Source organism: Rhodococcus rhodnii NBRC 100604, assembly GCF_001894925.1.
GTDB lineage: Bacteria > Actinomycetota > Actinomycetes > Mycobacteriales > Mycobacteriaceae > Rhodococcus_F > Rhodococcus_F rhodnii.
The window spans coordinates 76033-93091 of record NZ_BCXD01000009.1; the positions used below are offsets into that span (position 1 = coordinate 76033).

A 17059-nucleotide genomic window follows, 5' to 3' on the forward strand; every position below is an offset into this window, starting at 1 on the left:
TCCGGCCGGACGAGCTCTCATGACGGCGTCCTCATGCCGCAGACGTTACGGAAGCGGCTTTCGCCTCGCCACGCCGGTCCGGATCCCGTGGAGCAGCGCGAGGGCGGCCTACGATTTTCGCTGTGAGCGAAAATCCGAAAGACTCCACGTCCTCGCGGCCGAGCCGCACGGATTCCGCTGCGGGCTTCGATCGGCAGGGCCCGAGCCCGTACGACGATCAGCCGACCGAGCGGGTCGCGACGGTGGGTGCCGCGCCCACCGAGCAGTTTCCGATCTACGGCACCGGGCCGACCGAGGTGCTGCCCACGTCCGGAACGCCCGAGGCCTACGCTGCCGCGGCGCGCGAACAGGACACGACGAACCCGACGCCCGCGGCGCCCGTCCCTGTCGATCGCGAACGGCTTCCGGCCCGGCGCGGCACGCTCGATCTGGGACTGCTCGCGCTGCGTGTCGCGGTCGGTGCGATCCTGCTGGTCCACGGGCTGCAGAAGCTCGCAGGGCTGTGGGGCGGGCCGGGCCTGGACGGCTACGAGCAGGCGCTCGCCGAGTCGGGCTTCGATCAGGCGCGGGTGCTCGCGATCGTGGGCGCCGCCGGTGAGACCGCGGCGGGTGCGCTGCTGATCCTGGGCCTGCTGACGCCGTGGGCGGCCGCGGGTGCGCTGGCGCTGATGATCAACGCGTGGGCGTTTCGGCAGGCGGCCGAGCCGGGACTGCAGTTCTTCGCGCCCGACGGCATCGAGTACGAGACGCTGCTCGGAGTGTGCGCGGGTGTGATCGTCCTGACGGGGCCGGGCCGGATCGCGCTCGACGGCCGCCGCGGCTGGGCGACGAGGCCGTTCGTGGGGTCGCTGCTGCTGGCGGCGATCGGCATCGCCGCCGGCGTCGCGGTGTGGGTCCTCCTCAACGGCGCGAACCCGCTGGTATAGCCGCTCCGCGCTCGTGCGTGACTTTCCCGTCCCTGCACCGGAAACTCACGCACGAGCGGCGAAGTGCCTACGGGACGTGGCGGACGGCGCCCTTGTCGGCGGAGGTCGCGAGCGCGGCGTACGCACGCAGCGCGGTCGTCACCTTCCGGTCACGATCGACCGGCTGCCACGGCCGCTCCGACGCCTCCATCTTCGCTCGGCGCTCGGCCAGCACGTCGTCGTCGACGAGCAGTTCGAGGGCGCGCGTCGTGACGTCGATGCGGATCCGGTCGCCGTTCTCGACGAGGCCGATGACGCCACCGGCGGCGGCCTCGGGGGAGATGTGGCCGATCGACAGGCCCGACGTGCCGCCCGAGAAGCGGCCGTCGGTGACGAGAGCGCACACCTTGCCCAGACCCGAGCCCTTGAGGAACGCGGTGGGATGCAGCATCTCCTGCATGCCCGGGCCGCCCTTCGGGCCCTCGTAGCGGACGACGATCACGTCGCCCGGCTGGATCTTCTTCTGGAGGATCACCGAGACGGCCTCCTCCTGCGACTCGACGACGACCGCGGGGCCCTCGAACGAGAACAGGTCCTCGTCGATGCCTGCGGTCTTGAGGATCGCGCCGTCCTCGGCGATGTTGCCGCGCAGCACGCACAGCCCGCCCTCGACCGTGTAGGCGTGCTCGAGATCGCGGATGCAGCCGCCTTCGGCATCGGTGTCGAGCGACGACCAGCGGTTGTCGGTCGAGAACGGCTCGGTCGTGCGGACGCCGCCCGGAGCGGCGTGGAACAGTTCGACGGCCTCGTCGGACGCGACACCGGAGCGGATGTCCCACGTGTCGAGCCACGACTCGAAGGACTCGGAATGCACTGTCTGCACATCGGTTTCGAGCAGCCCGGCGCGGCGCAGCTCGCCGAGGATCGCCGGGATTCCGCCCGCGCGGTGCACGTCCTCCATGTGGTAATCGGAGTTCGGCGAGACCTTCGACAGGCACGGGACGCGGCGGCTGATCTCGTCGATCGTCGTCAGATCGAAGTCGACCTCGCCCTCCTGCGCGGCGGCGAGCGTGTGCAGCACCGTGTTGGTCGATCCGCCCATCGCGACGTCGAGCGCCATCGCGTTGCGGAACGCCTTGGGGGAGGCGACGTTCCGTGGCAGCACCGACTCGTCCTCGTCACGGTAGTAGCGCAGCGCGGCCTCGACGACGGTCGTTCCGGCACGGCTGAAGAGTGCGCGGCGTGCCTCGTGGGTCGCCAGCGTCGAACCGTTGCCGGGGAGCGCGAGGCCCAGTGCCTCGGTGAGGCAGTTCATCGAGTTGGCGGTGAACATGCCCGAGCACGATCCGCACGTGGGGCACGCGCTGCGTTCGACCTCGTCGAGGCCCTCTTCGGAGACGGCGTCGTTCGCGGACGCGGAGATCGCGGTGATGAGGTCGGTGGGCGCCTGCGCGACACCGCCGACGACGACGTCCTTGCCGGCCTCCATCGGGCCGCCCGAGACGAACACCGTCGGAACGTTCAGGCGCATCGCGGCATTGAGCATGCCGGGGGTGATCTTGTCGCAGTTCGAGATGCACACGAGCGCATCGGCGGTGTGCGCGTTGACCATGTACTCGACGGAGTCGGCGATGATCTCGCGGCTCGGCAGCGAGTACAGCATTCCGCCGTGGCCCATGGCGATGCCGTCGTCGACGGCGATCGTGTGGAACTCGCGGGGGACGCCGCCCGCGGCGCGGACGGCGTCGGCGACGATCTCGCCGACGTTCTTGAGATGAACGTGGCCGGGCACGAACTGCGTGTACGAGTTCGCGATCGCGACGATGGGCTTGCCGAAGTCCGAGTCCGTCATGCCGGTCGCGCGCCACAGGGCGCGCGCTCCGGCTGCGTTGCGGCCGGCGGTCGTGGTGCGTGATCTCAGCGGGGGCATGGGCTGATCCTCGATCGGCGGGGGGAGGTGGTGCGGGGCTGGCGGCGGGGGTGGGCCGGCCGGGGCGTGTCGCGGCGTGTGCGTCGTCCGCGCGAGTCCGGCACGGCCGAATTTACGCCGGTGTCGCGGTGCTCACTCGCGCGGGTCGTCGCCGCGCGACGGCGTCCTCGACGCCGCGGGCTCGGCATCGACGGTCGTCTCGCCGGTGGTGGCGGCGTTCTCGTCGGCGTCGGTCTCGGCGGCAGCGGCCTCCTCGGCGGCCTCGTCCTCACGCCAGGCCGAGACCGCCGCCTCGTAGGGATCGGTGATGCGGCCACCGCTCGCGGCGGCGAGCTGCGGGGCACGGCCGAACGTCACCATGGGCAGGACGCGTTCGGTGCCGTCGGTGAGGACCGCCCGAGCGGGCTTGCGCTCGGCGAACCGGAATCCGGTGACGTCGTCCCAGTCGATCGAGTCGCTCCGGAACATCGAGCGGGTCGTGATCTTCTCGGGGGTCACCACCGTCCGGACACGGGCGACGGCGTACGCCGCGACGATCGGCGCGAGGATCAGCCAGCCGAACGCGGCGGGGTTGCCGAAGATCGGGAAGGTCACCGCGAAGAGGAGGAACGCGCACGCGAGGTACGCGAGCGGTGTCGTCCGGATGACCTGTCGAGACGCATCGAGCGTGTGGGATGATGGTTCCGGTGGCACGGGTTGCTGCGAAGTTGACACCACACCATCTTTGCATCGCGACCGTTGCATCTCAGATTCTGGGACAGCCTGCTCAACAAGTTGACTGTTCGCACCACGCGCGCCTACCGTCGAGCGCGTGAAACAGAATGGGTTGCTCGTAATCGGCCGGCGCGTCGTCGCCTGAGTCGATTCACCTTCAACTCACAGATCGACGCGCCACCCTCGTACAGCCACCGTGCTGGCGAGGGTTTTTGTTGCCCGGGGCGTGATCCACACAGGTCCGGGCGGCAAGCGAACAACACCGGAATCCGAATCACACACCGGAATCACAGAGGAATGTCCAAGTGAGCGCACCAACAGCACGGCCCCAGCCCACGCCGCGCAAGCCCGGGCAGGCGGTCCCGACGCCCGCGGCCGCCGCGCAGGGCCGCCGGCCTGCAGCCCCCGAACGCGTGACCGGCGCCCAGTCGGTCGTCCGAGCTCTCGAGGAGCTCGGTGTCGACACCGTATTCGGCATTCCGGGTGGCGCCGTACTTCCGGTGTACGACCCGCTCTTCGACTCGCAGAAGGTGCGCCACGTCCTCGTTCGGCACGAGCAGGGCGCAGGCCACGCCGCGACGGGATACGCGCAGGCGACCGGCAAGGTCGGTGTGTGCATGGCGACGTCGGGCCCCGGTGCGACGAACCTCGTGACGCCGCTCGCCGACGCCCAGATGGACTCCGTCCCGATCGTGGCGATCACCGGCCAGGTCGGTCGCGGGCTCATCGGAACCGATGCCTTCCAGGAAGCCGACATCGCGGGCATCACGATGCCCGTCACCAAGCACAACTTCCTCGTCACCGACGGCGACGAGATCCCCCGCGTGCTGGCCGAGGCCTTCCATCTCGCGTCGAGCGGACGGCCCGGCGCGGTGCTCGTCGACATCCCCAAGGACATCCTGCAGGGCGCGACGACGTTCTCGTGGCCGCCCGAGATGCGGCTGCCCGGCTACCGGCCGGTGACTCGCCCGCACGGCAAGCAGGTCCGCGAAGCCGCGCGGCTCATCGCCGAATCCAACCGGCCGGTGCTCTACGTCGGCGGCGGCGTCATCAAGGCCGAGGCGTCCGAGGAGCTGCTCGAGCTCGCCGAGCTCACGGGTATCCCCGTCGTCACGACGCTGATGGCGAGGGGTGCGTTCCCGGACAGTCATCCGCTCAACTACGGCATGCCCGGCATGCACGGCACCGTCGCCGCGGTCGCCGCGATGCAGAAGAGCGATCTGCTGGTGACGCTCGGAGCACGGTTCGACGACCGCGTCACCGGCAAGCTCGACTCGTTCGCGCCCGACGCGAAGGTCGTGCACGCCGACATCGATCCCGCGGAGATCGGCAAGAACCGCCACACCGACGTCCCGATCGTCGGCGACTGCCGCGAGGTCCTCGTCGAGCTGATCGAGGCGATCAAGGCCGACCGCGCGACCGGAACGACGATCGACCTGGTGCAGTGGCGCGAACTGCTCGACGACATCCGCCGCGGCTACCCGCTGAGCTACGACCGTCCCTCGGACGGCACGATGTCGCCGCAGTTCGTCATCCAGCAGGTCGGCAAGCTCGCCGGCCCCGACGCCGTGTACGTCGCGGGCGTCGGCCAGCACCAGATGTGGGCGGCGCAGTTCGTCGGCTACGAGAAGCCGCGCACGTGGCTCAACTCGGGTGGCCTGGGAACGATGGGCTACGCGGTTCCCGCCGCGATGGGTGCGAAGATGGGCCGCCCCGACACCGAGGTGTGGGCCATCGACGGCGACGGCTGCTTCCAGATGACGAACCAGGAACTCGCCACGTGTGCCGTCGAGGGCGTGCCGATCAAGGTCGCGCTCATCAACAACGGCAACCTCGGCATGGTCCGGCAGTGGCAGACGCTGTTCTACGACCAGCGGTACTCGAACACCGATCTCGGGACGCACACCAAGCGGATCCCCGACTTCGTCAAGCTCGCCGAGGCCCTCGGCTGCCACGGCATCCGGGTCGAGCGCGAAGAGGACGTCGACGCCGCGATCCGCGAGGCGCAGTCGATCGACGACCGCCCCGTCGTCATCGACTTCATCGTCGGCGCCGACGCCCAGGTGTGGCCGATGGTCGCGGCCGGAATGAGCAACGACTCGATCGAGCACGCCCACGGCATCCGCCCGCTGTTCGACGACGACGAGGCCGCGGCCGAGCCGGCCGTCATCCACGAAGCGATGGAACGCGAAGCCGCCGCAGGTGCGGCCGCAGCCGGAGAGGACGACCAGTGAGCACCAGCCACACCCTCAGCGTGCTCGTCGAGGACAAGCCGGGCGTGCTCGCGCGCGTCTCGTCGCTGTTCTCGCGGCGTGGGTTCAACATCTCGTCGCTCGCGGTCGGCGGAACCGAGGTTCCGGGCATCTCGCGCATGACGATCGTCGTGACGGTCGAGGACTTCCCGCTCGAACAGGTGACCAAGCAGCTCAACAAGCTGATCAACGTCATCAAGATCGTCGAGCAGGACGCCGAGTCGTCCGTCGCACGCGAACTCGTGCTCATCAAGGTGCGTGCCGACGCGACCGTCCGGACCCAGGTGATCGAGACCGTGAACCTGTTCCGCGCGAAGGTCATCGACGTCGCACCCGAGTCGGTCACCATCGAGGCGACGGGCACGCGCTCGAAGCTCGAAGCGCTGCTGCGCATGCTCGATCCGTACGGCGTGCGTGAGATCGTGCAGTCGGGTGTGGTCGCCGTCGGCCGCGGACCGAAGTCGATCACCGCGACGCGGTGACCGTCCCGGATCCCATCGAAGTTTCACCCTCATAACCGAATTCACCGAAAGACGAGAGGTAACAACAGTGGCAGTCGAGATGTTCTACGACGACGACGCCGATCTGTCGATCATCCAGGGACGCAAGGTCGCGGTGATCGGTTACGGCAGCCAGGGGCACGCTCACTCGCTGAGCCTGCGCGATTCGGGCGTCGAGGTGCGCATCGGCCTCAAGGAGGGCTCGAAGTCGCGCGCCAAGGCCGAGGAGCAGGGGCTCGCCGTCGGCACGCCCGCCGAGGTCGCCGAGTGGGCCGACGTCATCATGCTGCTCGCGCCGGACACCGCGCAGGCGCAGATCTTCACCGAGGACATCGCGCCCAACCTGAAGGACGGCGACGCGCTGTTCTTCGGGCACGGCCTCAACATCCACTTCAAGCTCATCGAGGCGCCGTCGAACATCACGGTCGCGATGGTCGCTCCGAAGGGCCCCGGCCACCTCGTGCGCCGCCAGTTCGTCGACGGCAAGGGCGTTCCCGCGCTCATCGCCGTCGATCAGGACCCGAAGGGCGAGGGCCAGGCGCTCGCACTCTCCTACGCGAAGGGCATCGGCGGCACCCGCGCCGGCGTCATCAAGACGACGTTCAAGGAAGAGACCGAGACCGACCTCTTCGGCGAGCAGGCCGTGCTGTGCGGCGGTACCGAGGAACTCGTCAAGACGGGCTTCGAGGTCATGGTCGAGGCCGGCTACGCGCCCGAGATGGCGTACTTCGAGGTGCTGCACGAGCTCAAGCTCATCGTCGATCTCATGTACGAAGGCGGCATCGCGCGCATGAACTACTCGGTGTCCGACACCGCGGAGTTCGGCGGCTACCTCTCGGGCCCGCGCGTCATCGACGCCGGCACGAAGGAGCGCATGAAGGCCGTCCTCGCGGACATCCAGGACGGCACCTTCGTCAAGCGCCTCGTCGCCAACGTCGAGGGCGGCAACAAGGAGCTCGAAGGGCTGCGCAAGCAGAACGCCGAGCACCCGATCGAGGTCACCGGGCAGAAGCTGCGCGGACTCATGAGCTGGGTCGACCGGCCGATCACCGAAACGGCCTGACGTACCGGTGCGGGCGGTGGCCGACCACGGCCACCGCCCGCGCTCTAGAATCACCCCCGATCCGCACCCGCTTTCCCACAGGAGTCAGTACGTGAGCCGCCCCGTAGTCCTGATCGCAGACAAGCTCGCACAATCGACCGTCGACGCCCTCGGCGACGGCGTCGACGTGCGCTGGGTCGACGGGCCGGATCGGCCTGCCCTGCTCGCCGCCGTCCCCGAGGCGGACGCGCTGCTGGTTCGCTCGGCGACCACCGTCGACGCCGAGGTCCTCGCCGCGGCCCCGAACCTCAAGATCGTCGGCCGCGCGGGCGTCGGGCTCGACAACGTCGACATCCCGGCCGCCACCGAGCGTGGCGTCATGGTCGTCAACGCGCCGACGTCGAACATCCACTCCGCCGCCGAGCACGCCGTCGCGCTGCTCATGGCGACCGCCCGCCAGATCCCTGCCGCCGACCGCACGCTGCGCGAGCACACCTGGAAGCGGTCGAGCTTCAACGGCACCGAGATCCTCGGCAAGACGGTCGGTGTCGTCGGCCTCGGCCGGATCGGCCAGCTGTTCGCGGCCCGCCTCGCCGCCTTCGAGACGAACCTCATCGCGTACGACCCCTACCTCCCGCCCGCGCGCGCCGCGCAACTCGGCATCGAGCTCGTCGACATCGACGAGCTCGTCGAGCGGGCCGACTTCATCTCGGTCCACCTCCCCAAGACCAAGGAGACCGCGGGTCTCATCAACGCCGAGCGGCTCGCGAAGGCGAAGGACGGCGTCATCATCGTCAACGCCGCACGCGGCGGGCTCATCGACGAGGACGCGCTCTACGACGCGCTCGTGTCCGGCAAGGTCCGCGGCGCCGGCCTCGACGTCTTCTCGACCGAACCGTGCACCGACTCGAAGCTCTTCGACCTCGAGAACACCGTCGTCACACCGCACCTCGGTGCCTCCACGTCCGAGGCCCAGGATCGCGCGGGCATCGACGTCGCGAAGTCCGTCCTCCTCGCCCTCGCCGGTGAGTTCGTGCCGGACGCCGTGAACGTCTCGGGCGGCCCGGTCGGCGAAGAGGTCGCACCGTGGCTCGAACTCGTCCGCAAGCTCGGCCTGCTCGCCGGAACCCTGTCGCCCGAGGCCGTCCAGACGGTCCAGGTCGTCGCGACCGGCGAGCTCGCGGCCGAGAGCGTCGACATCCTGGGACTCGCCGCACTGCGCGGCGTGTTCTCGGCGAGCAGCGACGAGGCCGTCACGTTCGTCAACGCGCCGACGATCGCGGAGCAGCGCGGCGTCACGGTGTCCGTCGAGACGCATTCCGAGGCGTCGACGCACCGCAGCGCCGTCGAGGTTCGTGCGGTCACCGCCGACGGCGGCGTCACGAGCGTCACGGGTGCACTCACGGGCCTGCAGCGGGTCGAGAAGATCGTGAACATCAACGCCCGCAGCTTCGACCTGCGCGCCGAGGGCCACAACCTCGTCGTCCACTACACCGACCGGCCGGGTGTGCTGGGCACCCTCGGCACGGTGCTGGGCAACGCCGCGATCGACATCCAGGCCGCTGCGCTGAGCCAGGACGCCGAGGGCGAAGGCGCGACCGTCATCCTGCGCGTGAGCCAGGTCGTCGGCGACTCCGAGGTCGACGAGATCGTGTCGTCGCTCGATTCCCGTGTCGCGCAGGTGGATCTCTCGTGAAGCTCGCGGTCGTTCCCGGCGACGGCATCGGAGTCGAGGTCACCGCGGAGGCCCTCAAGGTCCTGCGCGTCCTCGTTCCCGGACTCGAGACCACCGAGTACGACCTCGGTGCCCGCCGGTACAACGCGACGGGCGAGTTGCTGCCGGAATCCGATCTGGCCGAGATCCGCGAGCACGACGCGATCCTGCTCGGCGCCATCGGGGATCCGTCGGTCACGCCGGGTGTCCTCGAGCGCGGTCTCCTGCTGTCGATGCGGTTCGCGCTCGATCATCACGTGAATCTGCGTCCCGCACAGCTTTACCCGGGCGCCGTGTCGCCGCTCGCGGGCGACCCCGACATCGATTTCGTCGTCGTGCGCGAGGGGACCGAGGGGCCGTACACCGGCAACGGCGGATCGATCCGCGTCGGCACGCCCCACGAGATCGCGACCGAGGTCTCGATCAACACGTGGTTCGGCGCCGAGCGAGTCGTGCGGTACGCCTTCGAGCTCGCTCGGACGCGGCGCAAGCACCTGACGCTGATCCACAAGACCAACGTGCTGTCGTTCGCGGGCGCGATCTGGACGCGGGCGATGGAGACCGTCGGGGCGGAGTTCCCGGACGTCGAGACGGCGTACTGCCACATCGACGCCGCGACGATCTACATGGTCAGCGACCCGTCGCGGTTCGACGTCATCGTCACCGACAACCTGTTCGGCGACATCGTGACCGACCTCGCGGGAGCCGTCACCGGCGGCATCGGACTCGCCGCATCGGGCAACATCGACGCCTCGGGCACCAACCCGTCGATGTTCGAGCCGGTCCACGGCAGCGCACCCGACATCGCCGGCAAGGGCATCGCGGATCCCACCGCCGCGATCCTGTCGGTCGCGCTCCTGCTGCGCCATCAGGGCAGAGGCGACGACGCCGACCGCATCGAGAAGGTCGTGGCCGCGGATCTCGCGGACCGGGGCACCGGACCGATCGTCACGAGCGAGGTCGGCGACCGTATCGTCGCCGCCCTGGCCTGAGGGTCACGCGGAGGACGATCGTCCCAGCATCGGGAACGGGCGGGCCTGCTCGAGTTCGAACGCCAACTCGAGCAGGGTCCGCTCGTCGCCGTGTGCGGCCGAGAAGTGCATCCCGAGCGGAAGTCCGGCGGCGGTCGTGTGCAGTGGAAGCGACATCGCCGGCCCGCCCGCGGCGTTGTTGAGCGGGGTGTACGCGACGTGCCCGATGAGGCGCGCGAACATCGTGTCGAAATCCTCCGAGGGCGCGAGGTATCCGAGTTCGGGCGTCGTCGCGGCCACGACGGGGGAGAGCACGACGTCGAACGACTCGAACATGCGGGCGTAGCTGCGCGCGCTACGGCGCAGCCGGTACACGATCGACGGCGTGCGCCGAATGTTCTTGCGGTACAGGGAGTACAGGCCGCGCGTCAGCGGATCGGTTCTCGTGCGGTCGAAATCGCGGCCAAGGCTCTTTCCGGTCGTCGAGGCGAGGAACGCGAGCATTCCCCAGTAGATCTCGAAGGCCTCGACGAAATCCTGCCCCACGGGGAGCGATGCGGGCTCGACGTGGTGGCCGAGTCCCTCGAGCAGGTGCGCGGTCTCCTCCACGGCGGCGCGCGTCTCCGGATCGGGCCTGGCCGTGAGGGAATCGGTGACGACACCGATGCGAAGCCGGGTCGCGGCGGGACCCGTCACGAGGCGGATCGGCGGCAACGACGGTGCGCGCCGGTACGTCTCGGCTGCGTGAAGGAATCGCGCGGTGTCGCGCACCGTGCGCGTCACGACACCCTGAGTCACGAGGCGGACCGGGACCAGCGTGTCGGCGCGTTCGGCGAGCAGCCGGCCCCGAGTCGGCTTGAGCCCGACGAGTCCGCATGCGGCAGCGGGGATCCGGATCGACCCGCCGCCGTCGTTCGCGTGAGCGAAGGGAACGACGCCCGCGGCGACGAGCGCAGCGGAACCGCCGGACGACGCCCCCGACGAGTAGTCGGGATTCCACGGATTGCGCGTCGGTGGCGCATCGGCGAACTCCGTCGTCGCGTTGAATCCGAACTCCGGTAGCCGGCTCTTGCCGAGCGACACCGCGCCCGTCGCGAGGAACTGTTGCGTGAAGGCGCCGTCGGCGGCGGCCGGAGCCGGAGTGAACGCCGAACTACCGTGTCCCGACGGCTGACCCGCGACGTCGATGTTGTCCTTCACCACGGTGGGCACGCCCGAGAACACTCCACCCGCCGGCCTGTGCGCGCGCTCGCGTGCCTCGGCGAAGCCGCGGTGGGCGAACGCGTCGAGCGAGGCGACGCGTTCGGCGCGTGCGATGGCGGCCTCGACGGCGTCCTCGGCCCCGATATCGCCGGAGGCGATCGCCTCGGCCACTCCCGTCGCGTCGAGTTCACCGAGTGCATCGTCGCCGTAGGCGTGGACCGGGGCTGCCATGGCTCTCCTCGTGCTCGTGCTCGTGCTCGTGCCGTGCGGTGGTGCCGTCGTGCCCGCCGTGCCCGCCGTGCCGCCGAGCAGGACGGTCGTCCATCACCCTAGTGTGTCTCGCGTCACGACGCCGTGCCGGTCGTGGTCCCGCGGTCGAGGGAGCCGCGGTCGTCGGGAACGAGCGGCGTCGCCAGTGCGGGAAAGACGGCGGCGAGTGCGAAGGTCGCCGGATATCCGACGGTCCCGATGAGCGTTCCGAGGACAGGGGGAACGAGCGCCGCTGCGGCGAACTGACCGGTGTTCTGGAGTCCGAGGGCGCGGCCGCTCAAGAACGGCCCGGCCGTCTCCGCGACCGCAGTGAAGGCGAGGCCGTTCGGTGCGACGGTCGCGAGCGACGCGACGACGAGAAACACGACCGACCAGGACGATCCGGCGAGATCGGTGAGTGCGAGCCCCGCGACCGAGAGGCAGCCGACCACCGCGACGCCGCGCATCGGCCGGAGCCTGCTGCCCATCCTGTCGGACAGTTGCCCGACGGCCATGCGGCCGAGCGCGCCGCCGATCTGCGTCACGGTGATGAGCAGCCCCGCTGCGGCGGCGTCCCATCCGCGGCGGTCGAGCAGCCACACGAGGGAGAACGTCCACACCATCTGCTGCGGGACGACGAGCAGTGCCGAGGCGGCGTGGATCCGGACGAGAGTCCGCGTCTGCCGGTAGGGATTGTCGAGCAGGCCGGCGCCCGCGGCGTCCTCACGTGCGGGGCGCGGAGGGTCGACGATGCCGACGGCGCACGCGAGGGCGGCGATCCCGCACGCGGCGGCGGGAATGGCGAGTGCCCAGCCGATGCCGTGCGCGGCTCCGGCCGGTGGCAACGTCAGGGCCGCGAACGCGATACCGAGCGGGAGCGACATCTGCCGGATGCCCATCGCGAGACCACGACGGTCGGCGGGAAACCAGCCGACGACGACGCGCCCGCTCGCGGTGTTCGACGACGCCGCGCCGACACCGCCGACGAAGAGCAGTACGCCGACGAGGCCGAGCGACACGGAACTCGCGAGTGCGGCGCCGAGACCACCGAGAGCGGTGAGCGTGAGTCCCGCGGCGAGTACGACGCGTTCACCCCAGCGGTCGGCCGCGGCGCCCCAGGCGACGAGCGCCACGAGAACTCCGACGGTGGGTGCGGCGACGAGGAGACCGATGTTGCCGAGCGAGCCCCCGTGGGTGTCGCGGAGTTCGGGGATGAGGAAGGCCACGCCGTTGACGAAGACGGACTGCGCGCTCTGCGCGAACATTCCGAGCGCCAGCATGATCCACGGCCTAGTTCCCATGATCTGGGCCCTCCGTCCCTATAGTTGAGACTCCCGTGAAGACTACGCCGAACGTTCGGGCCACCGCCTGGCGGCGGATACACTCGCACCATGCGCCTTGGTCGAGTTGCCAGCCCCGACGGTGTCGCCTTCGTGAGTATCGAGGGCGACCCCACCGACGCCTCCGCCGCGACGGCGAAGGAGATCGCCGAACATCCCTTCGGGAACCCGACTTTCACCGGACGGTCGTGGCCCCTCGCCGACGTCCGGCTGCTCGCGCCCATCCTCGCCACGAAGGTGATCGCGATCGGCAAGAACTACGCCGCCCACGCGGCCGAGATGGGCGGCGAGGCACCCGCAGAACCCGTGATCTTCCTCAAGCCCAACACCTCGATCGTCGGCCCGGGTGCGCCCATCGTGCTGCCTCCGTCGTCGTCGCAGGTCGACTACGAGGGCGAGCTCGCCGTCGTCATCGGCCGTCCGTGCAAGGACGTTCCCGCGGCGAAGGCGCTCGACGTCGTGCTCGGGTACACCGTCGCGAACGACGTCACCGCACGCGATCAGCAGCGTGCCGACGGGCAGTGGACTCGCGCGAAGGGATACGACTCGTTCTGCCCGCTCGGCCCGTGGATCGAGACGTCGCTCGACCCGAGCGAGCTCGATATCGAGACGACGCTCGACGGTGAGGTCGTGCAGCGCAGCTCCACGTCGCTGCTGCTGCACGACGTCCCCGCGATGATCGAGTGGGTGTCGCGCGTCATGACGCTTCTGCCGGGTGACGTCATCCTCACCGGCACTCCCGAGGGCGTCGGCCCGCTGCGCGCGGGCAGTAGCGTCTCGGTGACCGTCGGCGGGATCGGAACCCTCACCAATCCGGTCGTCGCGAAGCAGTAGTACGGCTGCGGACATGCTCACGCGCGGTGCGGACTAGCCTGGGGAGGTCCCTCGCCCACCGACCCGAGTGAGTCATGACCACCAGCGATGTTCGCGTCCGTTTCTGTCCTTCGCCCACCGGAACGCCCCATGTGGGACTGATCCGTACCGCCCTTTTCAACTGGGCGTACGCCCGGCACACGGGCGGCACCTTCGTCTTTCGCATCGAGGACACCGATGCCGCGCGCGATTCGGAGGAGTCGTACCAGGCTCTGCTCGACGCGCTGCGCTGGCTCGGGCTCGACTGGGACGAAGGCCCGGAGGTCGGGGGCCCCTACGGCCCGTACCGGCAGTCCCAGCGCCGTGACATGCATCTCGACGTCGTGCGCCGGCTCGTCGAGGCGGGGGAGGCGTACGAGTCCTTCTCGACTCCCGAGGAGGTCGAGGAGCGTCACCGCGCGGCCGGACGCGACCCGAAGCTCGGCTACGACAATCACGACCGCGACCTGACCGACGAGCAGCGGAAGGCGTTCGTAACGGAGGGGCGGAGGCCCGTGATCCGGCTCCGGATGCCCGACCACGATCTGACGTGGAACGACCTCGTGCGTGGCGAGACGACGTTCCGCGCCGGTACCGTCCCGGATTTCGCGCTCACGCGCGGCAACGGCATCCCGCTGTACACGCTCGTCAATCCGGTGGACGACGCGTCGATGAAGATCACGCACGTCCTGCGCGGCGAGGATCTGCTGTCGTCGACGCCGCGGCAGCTCGCTCTCTACGAGGCGCTCCAGCGCATCGGGGTGGCGGATTTCACGCCCGAGTTCGGTCACCTGCCGTTCGTCATGGGACAGGGCAACAAGAAGCTCTCGAAGCGTGATCCCGAGTCGAATCTGTTCATCCACCGCGAGCGCGGATTCCTCCCCGAGGGGTTGCTCAACTATCTCGCGCTGCTCGGCTGGGGGATCTCGGACGATCACGACGTGTTCTCGCTCGACGAGATGGTCGCGGCGTTCGACATCGGGTCGGTCAACTCGAATCCTGCTCGCTTCGACCAGAAGAAGGCCGACGCGATCAACGCCGAGCACATTCGTATGCTCGCGCCGGAGGAGTTCGCGAAGCGGCTGCGGGTGTTCCTCGCCGAGCACTACGGACTCGTCGACGTCGACGAGCAGACCTTCGCTGCCGCCGCGGATCTCGTGCAGACACGCATCGTCGTGCTGTCGGACGCGTGGGGTCTGCTGAAGTTCCTCTTCACGCCGGACGACGCCTTCGAACTCGACGAGGCGGCCGCGACGAAGAACCTCGGCGAGGATGCGCGTCCGGTGCTGGACGCCGCGATCTCGGCCCTCGAGCACCTGCCGGAATGGACCGCCGCCGCCATCGAGGAGGCGCTCAAGACGAGCCTCGTGGACGGGCTCGGGCTCAAGCCCCGCAAGGCGTTCGCGCCGGTTCGTGTCGCGATCACCGGATCCACGATCAGTCCGCCGCTCTACGAGTCGATGGAGCTGCTGGGCAGCGTGACGTCGATGGCGCGGCTCGAGGCCGCCCGCGACCGCACGGCCTGATCCCGCACGCTCCGACCCCGCACGCCCGGATGATCGTTCCGGGCCGAGAAATCACGCTGACCTGCCGATTTGGTAAATCGGGTGAGGTGGCTGGTAATCTTCTCCTCGGCCCGGAACGGACCGCCCCGCACATGTGCGCAGCACCTCGCGCACCCGTGCAGAGCAGTTCGGAGCAGGCCATTGGGGTATGGTGTAATTGGCAACACAGCTGATTCTGGTTCAGCCATTCTAGGTTCGAGTCCTGGTACCCCAGCGGAAAGTTCGAGTCGTTTCTCGTCTCGTCCGCCGGGTTCCCGGCAGGGCCGAGACACCGGATTTTGACTCCGAACATCCGCAAGCTAAGCTTGCGGAGCTTCCAGAAAGCGACTCGCACCCTTGCGGTGTGGGAGTCCTGGCCCCGTCGTCTAGCGGCCTAGGACGCCGCCCTCTCAAGGCGGTAGCGCGGGTTCGAATCCCGTCGGGGCTACAACACGAAGACCCCCTCCCAGTGGGAGGGGGTCTTCGTCGTTTCGGGGGTCCCCCCGAGCGCCCGCGCCCGGTGTCAGCCGGCCGTGCTGCCCGCGACCGGCATCGCCGGCAGGCCGAGCTTGCGATGATCCCAGGACCGCGTCCGCTGCGGCACCACGCGCACGACGACGCGCTTGCTCAGCATCGCCGTGACGGCGTCACGCATCTCGGGGGTGTACGGGCCGTGGTACCGCTCGTACACCGAGACGCCGACGGGAAACATCACGTCGGGATCGTCGGAGACCTCGCCGCGCCCTTCGATCGCCACACCGCGAAGCGTGTCGTACGTGTCGCCGTCCTCGACGAGCACGCTGACGCGCGAATCCCGCCGAAGGTTGACTGCCTTCTGCGATTTCGCCTTGGTCTCGAACCAGACCTCGGCGGCACCGTCCGGCCCCGTGGGCAGCACCCCGAACCACATCGCCGTCAGATGCGGCATTCCCGTCGGGCCGAGCGTCGCGAGTGTCGCGACGCGGTGGGCCGCGACGAACTCGTCGATCTCGCTCGGCGTCATCGCAATCTCCGCGCGTCTGTTCTGTCCCACGCCAGTCCCTTCGTCCGTTCGTGTACTCGGCTTCGTCGTTCGTCTACTCGGTATCGTCGTCCGGCCGGGCTGCCGCCGGAGCGTCAGAGGCGCTTGTGGAGTGCGTCGGCTGCCGCGAGGAGATCGGCCGCCCATCGGGCGCCGGGGCGTCGTCCCATGCGATCGACGGGCCCCGAGACGGAGACCGCGGCGACGACGGCGCCGGTGCTGTCGCGGACGGGGGCCGCGACCGACGCGACGCCGGGCTCGCGTTCGGCGACACTCTGAGCCCAGCCACGCCGCCGGACCTCGACCAGGGAGCGTTCGGTGAACGAGGCGTCCGGAAGGATCGCACGCTGGATCTGTGAATCTGCCCACGCCAAAAGAACTTTGGCGCCGGAACCGGCGTTCATCGGGAGGCGCGCGCCGACGAGAACGGTGTCGCGCAGGCCTGTCGGAGGCTCCATCGAGGCCACGCAGATCCGTTGCGTCCCTTCGCGCCGGTAGACCTGGACGCTTTCGCCCGTGATCTCCCGAAGTCGCGGAAGTACCATCGAGGAGGCGGAGACCAGTGGATCGTCTGCGGTCGAGGCGAGTTCGGCGAGCCCCGGGCCGGTGCACCACAGCCCGTCGGAGTCGCGCGCGAGGAGACGGTGTACCTCGAGGCCCACCGCGAGCCGGTGTGCGGTCGCGCGGGGCAGACCGGTCCGCTGACACAGTTCCGTGAGGCTGCACGGCGATTCGGCGGCGGCGTGCAGGACGGCCATCGCTTTGTCGAGTACCCCGATGCCGCTATGCTGTCTCATAGATCGATACTCGATTCTCGCATGG

General features: G+C 69.4%; 14 protein-coding genes and 2 tRNA genes. 10 read left to right on the forward strand and 6 right to left on the reverse strand.

Going from position 1 to position 17059, the window contains the following annotated elements:
* Positions 1-122: 122 nt before the first annotated feature.
* On the forward strand, positions 123-926 hold the full coding sequence (locus RR1_RS08195) for a DoxX family protein (RefSeq protein ID WP_010838484.1): 804 nt from the start codon (positions 123-125) through the stop codon (positions 924-926).
* A gap of 67 nt (positions 927-993) precedes the next feature.
* Here the strand turns inward: RR1_RS08195 and ilvD are convergent, their stop codons facing one another.
* Positions 994-2835: a dihydroxy-acid dehydratase gene (gene ilvD / locus RR1_RS08200; RefSeq protein ID WP_040773465.1), complete on the reverse strand. Its 1842-nt coding sequence runs from the start codon at positions 2833-2835 to the stop codon at positions 994-996.
* A 132-nt stretch (positions 2836-2967) separates the two neighbouring features.
* On the reverse strand, positions 2968-3528 hold the full coding sequence (locus tag RR1_RS08205; RefSeq protein WP_010838486.1) for a PH domain-containing protein: 561 nt from the start codon (positions 3526-3528) through the stop codon (positions 2968-2970).
* A gap of 326 nt (positions 3529-3854) precedes the next feature.
* Here RR1_RS08205 and RR1_RS08210 point away from each other — a divergent pair, with 326 nt between their 5' ends.
* The 5 genes from RR1_RS08210 (at position 3855) to RR1_RS08230 (ending at position 10049) form a co-directional block, all read left to right on the forward strand.
* Complete coding sequence (locus tag RR1_RS08210; RefSeq protein WP_040773468.1) at positions 3855-5783, forward strand: acetolactate synthase large subunit; 1929 nt, start codon at positions 3855-3857, stop codon at positions 5781-5783.
* Positions 5780-6283: an acetolactate synthase small subunit gene (gene ilvN, locus RR1_RS08215; protein WP_010838488.1), complete on the forward strand. Its 504-nt coding sequence runs from the start codon at positions 5780-5782 to the stop codon at positions 6281-6283. Before RR1_RS08210 ends, ilvN begins: the two co-directional genes overlap by 4 nt.
* Positions 6284-6362: 79 nt before the next feature.
* Positions 6363-7364 carry a ketol-acid reductoisomerase gene (ilvC, locus tag RR1_RS08220; RefSeq protein ID WP_174555413.1) on the forward strand — a complete coding sequence of 334 codons (1002 nt, stop codon included), beginning with the start codon at positions 6363-6365 and terminating at the stop codon, positions 7362-7364.
* 91 nt (positions 7365-7455) lie between these two features.
* Positions 7456-9039, forward strand: coding sequence for a phosphoglycerate dehydrogenase (gene serA / locus RR1_RS08225; protein WP_010838491.1), 1584 nt, complete (start codon positions 7456-7458; stop codon positions 9037-9039).
* A complete protein-coding gene (locus RR1_RS08230; RefSeq protein WP_010838492.1) occupies positions 9036-10049 on the forward strand; it encodes a 3-isopropylmalate dehydrogenase in 1014 nt (337 codons plus the stop codon). The genes serA and RR1_RS08230 overlap by 4 nt, the downstream gene beginning before the upstream one ends.
* A gap of 3 nt (positions 10050-10052) precedes the next feature.
* On the opposite strand, the gene RR1_RS08235 is transcribed toward RR1_RS08230, so the two are convergent.
* Together RR1_RS08235 and RR1_RS08240 are read right to left on the reverse strand one after the other, a co-directional pair.
* Positions 10053-11462, reverse strand: a complete 1410-nt coding sequence (locus tag RR1_RS08235) for an amidase (protein ID WP_010838493.1) — start codon at positions 11460-11462, stop codon at positions 10053-10055.
* 113 nt (positions 11463-11575) lie between these two features.
* Positions 11576-12781, reverse strand: coding sequence for an MFS transporter (locus tag RR1_RS08240; protein WP_040773470.1), 1206 nt, complete (start codon positions 12779-12781; stop codon positions 11576-11578).
* 90 nt (positions 12782-12871) lie between these two features.
* On the opposite strand from RR1_RS08240, the gene RR1_RS08245 reads away from it, so the two are divergent.
* From RR1_RS08245 to RR1_RS08260, 4 genes are all read left to right on the forward strand, one after another.
* Positions 12872-13654: a fumarylacetoacetate hydrolase family protein gene (locus tag RR1_RS08245; protein ID WP_010838495.1), complete on the forward strand. Its 783-nt coding sequence runs from the start codon at positions 12872-12874 to the stop codon at positions 13652-13654.
* Positions 13655-13728: 74 nt separating this feature from the next.
* Entirely contained in the window at positions 13729-15198 is a 1470-nt protein-coding gene (gene gltX, locus RR1_RS08250) for a glutamate--tRNA ligase (RefSeq protein WP_040773473.1), read from the forward strand.
* A 181-nt stretch (positions 15199-15379) separates the two neighbouring features.
* Positions 15380-15451: transfer RNA gene (locus RR1_RS08255), tRNA-Gln, on the forward strand.
* Positions 15452-15591: 140 nt separating this feature from the next.
* A tRNA-Glu gene (locus tag RR1_RS08260) sits at positions 15592-15664 on the forward strand.
* 75 nt (positions 15665-15739) lie between these two features.
* On the opposite strand, the gene RR1_RS08265 is transcribed toward RR1_RS08260, so the two are convergent.
* Complete coding sequence (locus RR1_RS08265; RefSeq protein ID WP_040773476.1) at positions 15740-16249, reverse strand: pyridoxamine 5'-phosphate oxidase family protein; 510 nt, start codon at positions 16247-16249, stop codon at positions 15740-15742.
* Positions 16250-16332: 83 nt separating this feature from the next.
* Positions 16333-17034 carry an IclR family transcriptional regulator gene (locus tag RR1_RS08270; RefSeq protein ID WP_010838498.1) on the reverse strand — a complete coding sequence of 234 codons (702 nt, stop codon included), beginning with the start codon at positions 17032-17034 and terminating at the stop codon, positions 16333-16335.
* Positions 17035-17059: the final 25 nt, after the last annotated feature.

Coding starts and splice junctions, on each gene's coding strand:
- ilvD (WP_040773465.1), bottom strand. CDS start 2,835: ATGCCCCCGCTGAGATCACGCACCACGACCGCCGGCCGCAACGCAGCC.
- ilvC (WP_174555413.1), top strand. CDS start 6,363: ATGTTCTACGACGACGACGCCGATCTGTCGATCATCCAGGGACGCAAG.
- RR1_RS08235 (WP_010838493.1), bottom strand. CDS start 11,462: ATGGCAGCCCCGGTCCACGCCTACGGCGACGATGCACTCGGTGAACTC.
- RR1_RS08240 (WP_040773470.1), bottom strand. CDS start 12,781: ATGGGAACTAGGCCGTGGATCATGCTGGCGCTCGGAATGTTCGCGCAG.
- RR1_RS08245 (WP_010838495.1), top strand. CDS start 12,872: ATGCGCCTTGGTCGAGTTGCCAGCCCCGACGGTGTCGCCTTCGTGAGT.
- gltX (WP_040773473.1), top strand. CDS start 13,729: ATGACCACCAGCGATGTTCGCGTCCGTTTCTGTCCTTCGCCCACCGGA.
- RR1_RS08270 (WP_010838498.1), bottom strand. CDS start 17,034: ATGAGACAGCATAGCGGCATCGGGGTACTCGACAAAGCGATGGCCGTC.